The sequence below is a fragment of the Lacibacter sp. genome (assembly GCF_057361365.1).
Window position 1 is genome coordinate 551,983 of record NZ_JBMQSG010000007.1, and the last position, 13,503, is coordinate 565,485.

Sequence of the window (13,503 nt, forward strand, 5' to 3'; positions counted from 1 at the left end):
GCCATTTGACAGAATTCGAGGGAAATAAAAGTTTCCACTTGTTTGTTGTTGAAAAAAACGCACAGAATAGTTTAGATTGAATTTTTTCATAGATTGAGCATACCTAACTTTGCGATGCTATGACAAGAACTCAGGAATTACTCAACGATGTAGTCATCAAGTTTGCCGGCGATAGTGGTGATGGTATGCAATTGACCGGTAGCCAGTTTACCAACAATACCGCCCTCATGGGAATCGATCTTGCCACGTTCCCCGATTTCCCCGCCGAGATCCGTGCTCCTCAAGGAACACTGGCCGGCGTGAGTGGGTATCAACTACGTTTCAGCAGCGATAGCGTGTACACCCCAGGTGACGATTGTGATGTGCTGGTGGCCATGAATGCTGCGGCATTGAAAGCCAACCTCAAAGCCATTAAAAAGGGTGGAAAGATCATTGTAAATACCGATGGTTTTGATGCGAAAAATCTTCGTCTTGCCAACTATCCAGAAGGCGTTAATCCACTTGAGAATGATAGTTTATCGAACTATGAAGTGATCAAAATGGATGTGACCAAGATGACGAGGGAAGCATTGACTGATCTTACCATGGGTATGAAAGAAAAAGACCGTGCAAAGAACATGTTTGTGCTCGGCTTTTTGTACTGGATGTATAACCGTGATATGGAAAGTACCATTAGTTTTCTTACGGAGAAGTTTGGTAAGAAACCTGATATTCTTGAAAGCAATATTCGTGTAATGAAAGCCGGGTACAATTATGGCGACACGACAGAAACATTCACCACTACTTATAAAGTTGAAAAGGCGAGAATGGAGCCAGGTTTATATCGTTCCATTATGGGTAACCAGGCAGTGAGTTTTGGTTTGATCGCTGCATCGCAAAAAAGCGGACTGCAATTGTTCCTCGGTTCATATCCGATTACTCCTGCATCTGATATATTACACGACCTCAGTAAGTACAAGGCATTTGGTGTAAAAACATTTCAGGCAGAAGATGAAATTGCTGCTATTACCTCATCTATTGGTGCTGCTTATGGCGGCGCTTTAGCTGTAACAACAAGTAGCGGTCCAGGTATTGCATTAAAAGGTGAAGCAATGGGTTTAGCAGTGATGCTGGAAATTCCTTTGCTTGTGATCAATATACAACGCGGCGGCCCCTCAACAGGTTTGCCAACCAAAACTGAACAGAGCGATCTGATGCAGGCTTATTATGGTCGCAACGGCGAATGCCCGATGCCGATCATTTCTGCCTCAACACCAGCTGATTGTTTTGATGCAGTGTATGAAGCAGCACGCATTGCTGTGCAACACATGACACCGGTTATGTTCCTCAGTGATGGTTATATTGCCAACGGCGCTGAGCCATGGAGATTTCCTCAAACAAAAGATTTGCCTGAAATAAAAGTAAACTTTAAGAAAGGACTTGATGAAGGCGAAGAAAAATTACAACCTTACAAGCGTGATGAAAAACTGGCTCGTCCCTGGGCTATTCCTGGTACGCCGGGCTTAGAACATCGCATTGGTGGTATTGAAAAACAAGATGTAACTGGTAACATCAGTTACGATCCCGATAATCACCAGCACATGGTGAAAACTAGACAAGCAAAGGTTGATAAGATCGCTGATTATATTCCTGAACAGAAATTAGATAGCGGAGCTGCAACAGGTAAAGTGTTGGTTTTGGGTTGGGGCAGTACTTATGGTGCTATTAAAAGTGCCTGTGCTGAATTACAGGCGCAGGGCAAATCTGTGGCGCATGCCCATCTGCGTTACATCCGTCCTTTCCCGAAAAATCTGGGTGACATCCTGAAGAGTTATGATACGGTGTTGGTGCCCGAGATCAATAATGGTCAGCTCATCCGTATTATCCGTGATGTGTATTTTGTTGATGCAAAAGGCTACAACAAGATCAAAGGTGTACCGATCACTAAAGGTGAATTGATTGAAGAGATTGGAAAGTATTTGTAAAATTACTTCCAGTCTTCAACATAGCTAAATCCATCAATACCCGTTGATGGATTTTTTGTTTTCATTTGATAAAGTTGAAATTATCTTACGTTCAAATCTTATTATCATGAACAGAAATTTATTCCTTGTTGTATCCCTGCTTTTCTCTTTAGTGGCAACTGCTCAACAAACAAAAACGCCGATTGAAAAAGAAAAATGGCATTGGGGTAATCCAAATAAACAAGATACTTCAGCAGGATATGCACAAGCTTTGAGAGTAGGTGACGTGTTATACATTTCAGGAACTGTTACAACAGAGCTCAACGAAAAAGGCGTAAAGCAAGTATACGCAGGTTTAGAGCGTTCACTCAAACAATACGGCTTAACTTTTCAGCATGTAGTAAAAGAAAATCTTTATACTACCGACATAGAAGCGATGCAGAAGTTCAACTATGTACGCAAGCAGTTTTACAAAGGCGATTTTCCTGCAGCAACATGGGTGCAGATCGTTCGCTTATACATGCCGGAGGCAAAATTGGAAGTGGAGTTGATTGCGCATTTTCCGAAGCAATAATTCTTATCGATTATTCTTTTCAAAGTACTTACAGCAATGTTGTAATCCGCATTCTCTGCATTTTGGTGTTCTTGCAACGCAAATATAACGGCCATGTAAAATGAGCCAGTGATGTGCTTTATGAATAAGTTCCGTTGGAAAATGTTTGATCAATTCTTTTTCTACAGCTAAAGGAGTAGTGGCCGTTTGCTTCACTAAACCAATTCGTTTGCTTACACGAAATACATGCGTGTCAACAGCCATGTTAGGTTGATCATCAACAACCGATGTAATAACGTTTGCTGTCTTTCTTCCCACACCTGGCAGCTTTACCAGTTCATCAACTGTCAACGGCACTTCGCTGTTAAACTCTGCTACGAGTTTTTGCGACATGCCAATGAGGTGTTTTGTTTTGTTGTTGGGATAAGAAATGCTTTTGATGAGAGGGAACAATTCATCGAAAGTTGCCTTGCTCATGCTTTCGGCATCAGGATATTTTTCAAAGATGGAAGGAGTGGTAAGGTTCACCCGTTTATCGGTGCATTGTGCACTTAAGATAACTGCAACGAGTAATTGAAATGGATTATCGTAGATCAATTCTGTTTCTGCATCGGGTGCATGCACAGAAAAATAATCAATAACAGATTGGTAACGCTCTTTTGTAGTCATTCTAAATTGGGAATGACGGCGAAATTAGGGAAAGATCAGTTTGATGAAGAAATGTCAGAAGCAGCCAGATCTTTGTTGGCATATTTCAGCACATTCAACACAGATTCTGTTCTGGGAGAAAATTTAAACTGAGTAAGTCGTTGAGCTGCTTTTTTGATCACCTCAAATTTTTCTCTCAGGGTCCAATCCTCGGCCAACGCTTGTTCGATGGCGGCATTCTCGGCTGGGGTCGTTTCTTGGTAGAGATATTGTAACAAGTCTTCCGGCGTAAATTTATGTGTCATAAGCAATCCTGATTTTAGTTGCGTAGGGGCTTCTCAAAGGATTTGCTTTGCTATTAAACGCTGTTGGTAAACTTGTATTGTACGGGGGTAGGCCTTTTTATTCGTTAAAGAGGAAAATGTCCTCATTATCACGCTTCATATAGTAGTTTTCACGGGCGAGGCGCTCGTAGGCTGAAGGGTCATTTTTGCGCTTTTCCAGCTCAGTTTTAGCCGATTCTATCTTCTTATCGTAGTAAGTATTGCTGTTCTTTAAATCTGAAAGTTTCTTAAATCGACTGATCTGGGTAATAAAATCATTCCGGTCAACAAATAACATCCATACCGCAAAACCAATAATTGTTAAAACATATTTGTTTTTCAGTACCGATGGAATATTGCTCAAAATTTTCATACGCTATCTAAATAAAAATGGTTCATAGTTCACAGTTAACGCCCATGAACTATGAACCATTAACTAGTTGCTATTTACCAAATTTAATCTTTCCGCCCGGATAAATTGCATTCTCGCCCAGCATTTCTTCAATGCGGATGAGCTGATTGTACTTCGCCATACGATCAGTACGTGAAGCCGAACCGGTTTTGATCTGTCCGCAATTTAAGGCTACTGCTAAATCAGCAATGGTCGTATCTTCTGTTTCACCACTTCTATGACTCATAACAGTTGTGAAGCCCGCATTTTGTGCCATTTGCACGGCATTGATGGTTTCAGTAACTGTACCTATCTGGTTTACTTTAATAAGAATACTATTGCTGATGCCTTTGTCAATACCGTCTTTCAAACGCTTCACATTTGTAACAAAGAGATCATCACCTACCAGCTGACATTTTTTGCCAAGACTTTCAGTTAATTTTTTCCAACCTGCCCAATCATCTTCAGCCATACCATCTTCAATAGAAATGATGGGATATTTATTTACCCATTCTGTCCAGTAAGCAACCATTTCATCGCTGCTGATCACTTTGCCAGGATTGCTCTTGTAGAATTTATAAGTATTTGTTGCTTCATCATACATTTCGCTTGATGCAGCATCCATTGCAATACCTACTTGCTCACCTGGTTTGTAACCTGCAGCGGTAATTGCTTCAAGTACAGTTTCAATGGCTTCTTCGTTGCTTTGAATTTCAGGAGCAAAACCACCTTCATCACCAACATTTGTACTGAAGCCTTTTTTCTTCAACACAGATTTCAGATGATGGAAAATTTCAACACCCCAACGTAAACCTTCGCTGAAAGTTGGCGCACCAACAGGTATTACCATGAATTCCTGGAAATCGATTTTGTTATCAGCATGTGCACCACCGTTCATGATATTCATCATCGGAACAGGAAGCACTGTGCTGTTTACGCCACCGAGGTAACGGAACAAGGGCAAGCCACTTTCTTCAGCAGCAGCTTTTGCAACAGCCATACTAACAGCAAGTGTTGCATTGGCACCAAGTGAAGCTTTATTTTCAGTACCATCAATTTTAATCAAAAGATTATCTATATAAGCCTGGCGAGTAACATCAATACCGATTAGCTGATCAGCAATAACATCATTTACGTTTGCAACGGCTTTTAATACACCACGACCAAGGTATTTTCCTTTATCGCCATCACGAAGTTCAACCGCCTCGTGTTTACCCGTACTTGCTCCACTTGGTACAGCGGCACGGCCAAGAATACCATTATCTGTTATCACATCTACTTCTACAGTAGGGTTACCACGGCTGTCGAGAATTTGTCTTGCATGAATGTCTGCGATAAAACTCATAAAATTCAGTTTGTAGTTAATGTTATAGTCCGGAAGTCGGGAAGAGAAAAGACCGGAAGACTGTTCGTTCCGAAGATGGAGATCAGCAGAGTTGTTCTTTCGGACTTTCTAACTTCTCTCTTTTCTGACTTTTTGTTTGCGCTGCAAAGAAAAGACATTCAACGGCAGGAACAATGATTATAAGCAGTGAAAATGATTATTTTTAACTACAACAAACGATTGTATGGACACAGCTTTACTTACTTCTGTTGCAATGGGCATTGCACTTAGTGCCTGCTGTGGCTTTCGTGTGTTTGTGCCGATGCTCGGCGCAAGTTTTGCAGCGCATCAGCAATGGTTTGCGCTACCTGCCGATATGCAATGGATGGGCAGCCTTCCTGCATTGATTTGTTTTGGAACAGCAGCAATTCTTGAAATTGGGGCTTATTATATTCCTTTTATTGATAACCTGCTTGATGCAATTGCAACACCCTTAGCTGTTGCAGCCGGAACCGTATTAGCCGCATCTTTTTTACCCATTGCAGAATTCAGTCCTATGTTGAAATGGATACTGGCCATCATCGCTGGTGGCGGGGCAGCAGGAACGGTGCACTTAGGTACAGGGTTGTTACGTTTGTTTTCAACAAAGACAACTGCGGGAACAGGAAATGCGATTGTATCAACCGGAGAAAATGCTGCTGCCATTGGTGGAACGGCATTGAGTTTTACCGCACCCATTTTAATTGCAGTGCTGATGATCGCATTAGTTGGATGGATACTGATGAAAGGAGTGGGGAGATTGATGAAGAAAAATTAATTCGTCAAACTTCTGAACACATCTTCCAATGAATTTTCATCACTCTTCAATGAAAGCACATTCAGATTTTTTTTAATTGAAAGTTGAAGCAATTGTTTTTTCACTGCATCAGGATTATCTGTTCTGAATTTCCAGGTAGTGCTATTAATGCGAATCGGATTTTGAATTGAAGCAAACAACGATTCATTCACTTCTTCTTTCAGTTCAAGTATCACTTCACCTGCATGAACTTTCTTCAATAAATTGGATAACTGATCGTCAGCAACAATAGTTCCTTTATTAATGATGATGACACGATCGCAAATGGCTTGCACTTCCTGTAATATGTGTGAAGAAAATAAAACAGTTTTATTTTGTCCGAGTTGTTTGATCACATCTCTTATTTCAATGATCTGGTTTGGATCGAGACCGCTTGTTGGTTCATCCAATATCAATACTTCAGGATCGTGAATGAGCGCTGCTGCTAAACCAACACGTTGTTTATAACCTTTCGATAGCTGCCCGATCTTTTTATGTGCTTCAGGTGTTAAACCAACCTGTTCAATTGTTTTTTGAATTTTCTCTTTTGGGTTTTCAACAGCATGCACTTCAGCAATAAACGAAAGATACTCTTTCACATACATGTCATAATACAACGCATTGCTCTCTGGTAAATAACCGATCTTTTGTTTACTGCCCATCGGGTTTTCATTCACCTTTACATCGCATACTACAGTATTGCCACTTGTTGGTTGCAGGTAACCGGTGATCATTTTCATGGTTGTGCTTTTGCCTGCACCATTGGGTCCGAGAAAGCCAACGATCTCTCCTTTATTTACTTTAAAAGAAATATTGTTCACCGCTTTTTGCTCACCGTAAAGCTTCACCAGGTTATTGACCTCAATTGACATGTGCTCTGTTTGGCTCAAAAATAAATGAAATGACGCATATACGGTTTGAGACCGATGTTAAGGTATGATCAGCACGGTTCCTTTTTGTGAGTAGGTTTTGCCATTGCGTTTGTAGTTCACCGTCCAGATATATTGTCCGGGAGGAGCTTTGCTGTTATTCATGCGTCCATCCCAACCGGTAAATAAAGAGTTGGTTGCAAATATCTGTTGCCCCCACCGGTTATAAATTTTAAAATCAAAAGCTTCGATAGTGAAATAAGCTTTTGCATATAGAACATCATTCAACCGATCGTCGTTGGGAGTAAATGCATTTGGTACAAAGATCATATCGGCACAATCTTTATAATCGATCGTTACATCATCAACTGCAATACCACAACCATTACCTACTGCAACAGAATAAGTTCCAGGAGACGTTACGGTGATTGTGCTATCCGTGTCGTTAGTACTCCATAAATAAAATTCAGCAAGCGGATGCGTTGCATTCAACAGCAAAGGCTCGTTCATACAAAGAGTGGTATCGCTGATCAGCTGAACAGTAGGTGTGTAATTTCTTGCAATTGCAAAGCTATCCGTACGGTCACATATGCCATTACTTGTTTTTACTGAATAAGTTCCAGCAGCCGACAATGTTCGTTGGGCTGATGTTGTTCCATCATTCCATAAATAAGATGTTGCAGTTGATTGCTGTGCATCAAGATCCAAAGTTTGTGCATCACACAACAATGTATCAATTGGGATAGTTCTTTGCAATGGATTTGATTGAATGGTTACAGTAATTGAATCCCTGCTTGAACAACCACCTTTGGTAATCAGCCGCACGTGGTATAAACCATTGTTATTTGAAGTAACATTTCTCACCCGCAGCGTATCACTACTCATGTTCAAAGGCGTTCCGTTTATCGTCCATACATAGGCAATAGCATTAACAGGAACAGTAAGCAAAAGTTCTTTTGCTTCACAAACAGGCATATTACTTTTCAACAGCGGCGCAACCGGTGCAAAAACATTAACAGGAATTGGCTGAGAAACAGAACGGCAATTATTTGAATTGATGTTCACTGCCTCAGCAACAAGCAATCGGTAATTACCACTGTCCGCTTTCTGAATATTGTTGATCGTTAAATTAGCAGTTGTAGCTGAAGGAATATTGGCCCATCCAGTTCCATTGTTGAACTGCCACTGGTAAGCAGGGTTTGTATAAAAAATGTTCGATACATTTCCATTTATGCTGATGCTGCTTCCAACACAAGCATCATTTGTATTCAACTGTGTGCCGGTAATTGCAGGAGCAATGGTAGCACCGCACAATGTAAATTCAATATCATCAAGAGCAAGATCGTTTCCAATACCACCAGCCTGGTTATTAAAAATGCGAAGTATAACATTTGTTTCGCCGGCGGGTAACGAAAAATTAAATCCATACTGTGTCCATGTAAATGAACTGAAGCGTGGGATAGTGGGTGTAATAAAACTCGCAAGTACATTACCGGATGTTGCACTTGCAATTTCAAAACGTAATATCGGATCGAGTGGATTACTGCTGCCCGAAGGAATGAGATTGGCAAGCCAGGCAGAAAAATACAATTGAGAACCCGAACATAAATTGCTTACACGGGTTTCATAAAATTTTCCGGCAGTATAATCGGCATTCACGATCATCATATTACCACCTGATCTGTCATTACCAATATGCCATGTGCTGAACTGGCGTTGGCCGGTAGCAATATCAGCTGTTGTTTTACGTATACCATATTGCCCATCGTCAATTGCACCCAGGGAGTCAAATGCATAGGTTGTTACGCCGGCAGGAAGCCTCGAAGCTGTTAAAGGAGAATTAACATCGCCACCAAAATTCTCAGAAAATAAAACATTGCTTGAACATTGCGCATACGATTGTACAGTTAATAAACATAAACTAACAATTGCTATTAAAAGAGGGACTGGCTTGGGGGTATACATCGTTTGCTAAAGAGCTTTAAATGTAAACATTCATTCGGTACAAACAAAAAGCCCTTGCTTAACAACAAGGGCTTTCATAAAAAACCAACCATATGAACAGACATCGAACAGATCAATAGGGTATTGTCTGTTTTCTTTCAATTAAAAGACTCTTGCAGAATAAAATTCGCTGCATACGGCGGCAATATTTTTATATTTACGGCCCAAATAACGAATGATGTCATATCCTTACCAGATAAAATCTTACGACGAGTACAAAGAAGCTTATCAAAAAAGTGTTGAAGAGCCCGAAGAATTTTGGGGATCAATTGCTGAACATTTTCATTTCCACAAAAAATGGGATAAGGTTCTTGAATGGAATTTTAAAGAACCTAAAATTGAATGGTTCAAAGGTGCAAAACTAAATATCACTGAGAATTGTATAGATCGTCACCTCGAAACAATGGGCGATAAGCCCGCCATCATCTGGGAGCCAAATAATCCTGAAGAACGTGTTCGTGTTGTAACCTACAACCGCTTGCATAAACGTGTTTGCCAGTTTGCACAGGTGCTCATTAACAATGGTGTAAAAAAAGGAGATCGTGTTTGTATTTACATGGGCATGGTGCCTGAGTTGGCGTATGCAGTATTAGGCTGTGCACGCATTGGTGCTATACACAGTGTGATCTTTGGAGGTTTCTCTGCACAAAGTATTGCTGATCGATTATATGATGCGCAGGCAGAATTTATTGTTACCTGCGATGGTGCTTACCGTGGCAATAAAGATATTCCTCTCAAGAGTGTGATCGATGATGCGCTCATTGGTAACAGAACTGTAAAAAAAGTAATCGTCTATACACGCACACGCACTCCTGTTTCAATGTTGAAGGGAAGAGATGTGTGGTGGGAAGATGAAATGGAACATGCAGAGCAGCAGGTTGAACAAAATGGAGTAGTATCATTTCCTGCAGAACAAATGGAGGCAGAAGATCCATTATTCATTTTGTATACAAGTGGATCAACTGGTAAACCCAAAGGCGTGGTACATAGCAGCGCCGGTTATATGGTGTGGACCAATTACACTTTCGTTAACACGTTTCAATACAACAAAGGCGATGTCCATTTTTGCACGGCGGATATTGGCTGGATAACAGGGCACAGTTATATTTTATATGGTCCGTTAAGTGCAGGAGCAACATCACTAATGTTTGAAGGTATTCCTACATGGCCCGATGCCGGACGCTTCTGGGATATTGTTGATAAGCATAAAGTGAATATTCTTTACACAGCCCCAACAGCCATTCGCAGTTTAATGGGTTTTGGTTTGGAACCGTTAAAAGGAAAAGATCTTTCATCGTTGAAAATATTAGGCACCGTTGGTGAACCCATCAATGAAGAAGCATGGCATTGGTACGATGAAAACGTTGGTAAAGGCAAATGTCCCATTGTTGATACGTGGTGGCAAACAGAAACCGGTGGTTGCTTAATTTCAAATATGGCAGGGGTTACGCCAGCGAAACCAAGTTGGGCAACATTACCAATGCCGGGTGTGCAGCCAATTCTTGTTGATGAAAATGGAAAAGAAGTAACAGAGAAAGATGAGCATGGCATCATCAAAGGAAATCTCTGCATTAAAGCACCATGGCCTGCTATTCTCCGCACCACTTATGGTGATCATGAACGTTGCAGGCAGAATTATTTTGCAACCTATGAGAATTTATATTTCACGGGTGATGGTGCTTTAAAAGATGAAAATGGTTTTTACCGCATTACGGGAAGAGTGGATGATGTGCTGAATGTAAGTGGACATCGTATTGGAACTGCTGAAGTAGAAAACGCCATCAACATGCATGCAGGTGTGGTTGAAAGTGCAGTAGTTGGTTACCCCCATGATGTAAAAGGACAAGGTATTTATGCGTATGTCATTTACGGCCACATGCATAACGATGATGAAGAACTCACACGAAAAGATATTCTGCAAACTGTAACACGTGTAATTGGTCCCATTGCAAAGCCAGATAAAATTCAGTTTGTAAAAGGCCTGCCTAAAACAAGAAGTGGTAAGATCATGCGACGCATCCTTAGAAAAATTGCTGAGGGTGAAATTGCAAATCTTGGCGATACATCGACGCTTTTAGATCCAGGAGTTGTTGATGAAATTAAAAACGGAAAGTTATAAAAAGAGAAGCCCCGACAACCTACTATCGGGGCTCTTTCTTACATGGGTTTTGGGTATCGATCCGTGCAAGTATTTTAATGCCGAAAGATTTTAATCCAAAGGCATTTTCGCAAACCATAATGTTTTTCCACTTTTATTTTCGCCCAGGAAAACAACCTGCCCTTTGCCGATTGGTAATGACGGATATTTATTATTTACATAATAGTCTGATTTTCCCTGGCCCATTTGCACGAAGTCGCCAATTGTTGCATTAGCTACATCAATCTTAGCAACATTGGGATACATGAGAAATTTATATTTGCTTTCGCCTAATTCTTTTTCCTGTCTCCAGCCTTTCATTTCCATAATGGTCCAATAAACCGATTTACCATCTTTGCTTTCCATGATCAATTGATTGTTGGGCGATGTCTTTGCCTCCTTATCATTTTCTTCTCTGCGTACTCCATAAGAAGCTTTTAACAATCCGTTACCTCCAAAATGCATCATGATGATATCTTCATATTCGGGACCGCCGCCATTTCCTCCGCCAACAGATCCAAGATTGCCGAACTTCATTACATGGCCTCCGCCTTTTGCTTTCGTATATTTCTGACCCGCCAATAAAATATCGCCGTTGCTTAAAAGTTTTATATCGGCAACTTTGAATTTTCGGCCCGTGTATTCCGGGTTCTTTTTTTGTGATGGTGGCGACTGAGATTTTTTGTCGAAGTCTTCCAGTGTATTGTTACTTACAAATTCAGTTTTGCCATTTGATATTTTCACGATCTGGAAACCTTTCGCTTTAAATTTCTCCACTTCCTCATCACGCATATTAACAGGTGCAGCAAATTTTTCATCAAAATAATCATCTGTCTTTTCACCAGTAGCTCCCATGATGAGTACATCATTTCCAACGGTTACAAACATGTTACCATTAAAAATGCCTGCCTTTGAAGTAACTGCTATACGTTCTTTCACTGTACCATCTTTCCCAACTCTTACAAATGTGTAGTTGGTAGCAACAGGATCAGCTGACTTTTTATAAGCTTTACCACCCATGGGTGCAAACAGAAGTAACACATCATTATCAGTATCGTTATCATCGTCCTGGTCATCCGTATTTACCGCCACCACAGTTTGAGGATAATCAAACTTCAATAGATTATCACTTATTTTATTGAGGTCATGATCAAAACGAAGAATGTGGATTTCAGTGTTCATCTTTAAAGCATTGCCGAGACCTGTTCCTTTATCACCTGCGAAGATGAGAATGTTACCACTTTCCTGTTGCTCAGAGTGAGCGATGTATTGAAACTTTCCGCCATCGTCGCTTTTAGGTTTTATTTTTTCACCAAAACTCACCTTGGTATCATAGCCTCCCCAAAACCAATTCCATTTGCGTTTATAGGTTTTACTCTTCAGTATAAGCGTACCTAATAGATTGGGTTCCACTGTAACGGCTTCAACAGAATACTCTTCACCTTTATCTGCTTTAAATCCTTTTATTTTTTCTAACGGTACTTCACTTTCTTCCATGCCTTTGAAGGTGAAGTCCATATCAAATTTGTAGGTTTCAAATTTGGCTTTACGGCCCGTGGCTTTTGTAACGTAGGTCATGGTAACCTCGTTCTTTGCTTCGTCAACCGTTGGCTCATATAAATAGCCTTTGTTTGCTTTTTTAGAAATTTCGTGGGTGCCTTCTTTGGAAAGTTGTTGAGCTTGTGTTGCAAGGCTGCTGCATGTAAAAAGAAGCAACAGCACATTGATTGGTTTCATGTTGTGGGGTTTGAAACCAAAAGAATGATTTTTTGCTTTTTGTTGTTATACCCTTGAGACGGTATTTTACCTTAAAATGGTTACTTCAGTGCCAACAGGAAGGATGCTGTACAATTCTTTGGCATACTCACGCTTGGTAGAAATGCATCCTAATGTCCAGTTGTAATAATAGTCAACAAAGCGGTCTTCGTTTCGTCGGGTAGCATGAATACCGATGCCTCCGCCGGGTCTTGCACTGGCTGGAATAACACCCCGTGATTTGCGTGCGTTGAATTTTTCAATATCGCTTTGCGTGGGATAATCAAGTAAAAGGAAATGTCCCCACTCAGCATGGAGTTTTTTAGCAACAATATGATAGGTGCCTTCAGGAGTCCGACGATCGCCTTCCATCATCTTATCCGTCAGTTCACTGGAACCAAACACAACAGGATAGGTGAATAGCCAACCTTCCTGGTCGTATACTTTCAATTCGTAATTACTTTTATCAATCACTACTTTATAATAGGTTGACTTTCTAACAGTAGGCTTGTGCAAGGCTGTTTTACTGCGGCTGAAAAAACTAAAACCCGACAGCGTCAGCATCAATACACAACAAAAAATAAGTGGGGTTGACTGGCTCTTCATTTACACGTTGTTTTCAAACAGTACGGTATTAACGGGCAAAAATTATGCTATAGTATAAGCGTGAATTTAATTAACAATCCCTTTATGGAGAAGTGGTGGATAACTCCTCGGCATG

12 protein-coding genes are annotated in these 13,503 nt (G+C 40.7%); 4 read left to right on the top strand and 8 right to left on the bottom strand.

Annotated features, from left to right (window positions below):
* Positions 1 to 119 precede the first annotated feature (119 nt).
* Positions 120 to 1,964, top strand: coding sequence for a 2-oxoacid:acceptor oxidoreductase subunit alpha (locus ACO1QW_RS07095; protein ID WP_486257030.1), 1,845 nt, complete (start codon positions 120 to 122; stop codon positions 1,962 to 1,964).
* Between the two features lie 106 nt (positions 1,965 to 2,070).
* Positions 2,071 to 2,517, top strand: coding sequence for a RidA family protein (locus tag ACO1QW_RS07100; protein WP_486257032.1), 447 nt, complete (start codon positions 2,071 to 2,073; stop codon positions 2,515 to 2,517).
* Positions 2,518 to 2,520: 3 nt separating this feature from the next.
* On the opposite strand, the gene nth is transcribed toward ACO1QW_RS07100, so the two are convergent.
* From nth to eno, 4 genes are all read right to left on the bottom strand, one after another.
* Complete coding sequence (nth, locus tag ACO1QW_RS07105; protein ID WP_486257033.1) at positions 2,521 to 3,165, bottom strand: endonuclease III; 645 nt, start codon at positions 3,163 to 3,165, stop codon at positions 2,521 to 2,523.
* A 35-nt stretch (positions 3,166 to 3,200) separates the two neighbouring features.
* Positions 3,201 to 3,449 carry a hypothetical protein gene (locus ACO1QW_RS07110; RefSeq protein ID WP_486257034.1) on the bottom strand — a complete coding sequence of 83 codons (249 nt, stop codon included), beginning with the start codon at positions 3,447 to 3,449 and terminating at the stop codon, positions 3,201 to 3,203.
* A 97-nt stretch (positions 3,450 to 3,546) separates the two neighbouring features.
* On the bottom strand, positions 3,547 to 3,840 hold the full coding sequence (locus ACO1QW_RS07115; RefSeq protein ID WP_486257035.1) for an FtsB family cell division protein: 294 nt from the start codon (positions 3,838 to 3,840) through the stop codon (positions 3,547 to 3,549).
* 70 nt (positions 3,841 to 3,910) lie between these two features.
* Positions 3,911 to 5,203, bottom strand: a complete 1,293-nt coding sequence (gene eno / locus ACO1QW_RS07120) for a phosphopyruvate hydratase (RefSeq protein WP_486257037.1) — start codon at positions 5,201 to 5,203, stop codon at positions 3,911 to 3,913.
* 223 nt (positions 5,204 to 5,426) lie between these two features.
* On the opposite strand from eno, the gene ACO1QW_RS07125 reads away from it, so the two are divergent.
* A complete protein-coding gene (locus tag ACO1QW_RS07125; RefSeq protein WP_486257039.1) occupies positions 5,427 to 5,999 on the top strand; it encodes a DUF4126 domain-containing protein in 573 nt (190 codons plus the stop codon).
* Here the strand turns inward: ACO1QW_RS07125 and gldA are convergent.
* Together gldA and ACO1QW_RS07135 are read right to left on the bottom strand one after the other, a co-directional pair.
* Positions 5,996 to 6,889 (bottom strand): gliding motility-associated ABC transporter ATP-binding subunit GldA, encoded by an 894-nt coding sequence (gene gldA, locus ACO1QW_RS07130; RefSeq protein WP_486257040.1) that lies wholly within the window; start codon positions 6,887 to 6,889, stop codon positions 5,996 to 5,998. The two genes, ACO1QW_RS07125 and gldA, sit on opposite strands and share 4 nt — an antisense overlap.
* A gap of 57 nt (positions 6,890 to 6,946) precedes the next feature.
* Positions 6,947 to 8,851 carry a T9SS type B sorting domain-containing protein gene (locus tag ACO1QW_RS07135; protein ID WP_486257042.1) on the bottom strand — a complete coding sequence of 635 codons (1,905 nt, stop codon included), beginning with the start codon at positions 8,849 to 8,851 and terminating at the stop codon, positions 6,947 to 6,949.
* A 217-nt stretch (positions 8,852 to 9,068) separates the two neighbouring features.
* Here ACO1QW_RS07135 and acs point away from each other — a divergent pair, with 217 nt between their 5' ends.
* Positions 9,069 to 11,009, top strand: coding sequence for an acetate--CoA ligase (acs, locus tag ACO1QW_RS07140; RefSeq protein WP_486257044.1), 1,941 nt, complete (start codon positions 9,069 to 9,071; stop codon positions 11,007 to 11,009).
* A gap of 90 nt (positions 11,010 to 11,099) precedes the next feature.
* Here the strand turns inward: acs and ACO1QW_RS07145 are convergent, their stop codons facing one another.
* A complete protein-coding gene (locus tag ACO1QW_RS07145) occupies positions 11,100 to 12,764 on the bottom strand; it encodes a hypothetical protein (RefSeq protein ID WP_486257046.1) in 1,665 nt (554 codons plus the stop codon).
* A gap of 66 nt (positions 12,765 to 12,830) precedes the next feature.
* Positions 12,831 to 13,388, bottom strand: a complete 558-nt coding sequence (locus ACO1QW_RS07150) for a L,D-transpeptidase family protein (protein WP_486257048.1) — start codon at positions 13,386 to 13,388, stop codon at positions 12,831 to 12,833.
* Between the last annotated feature and the right edge of the window lie 115 nt (positions 13,389 to 13,503).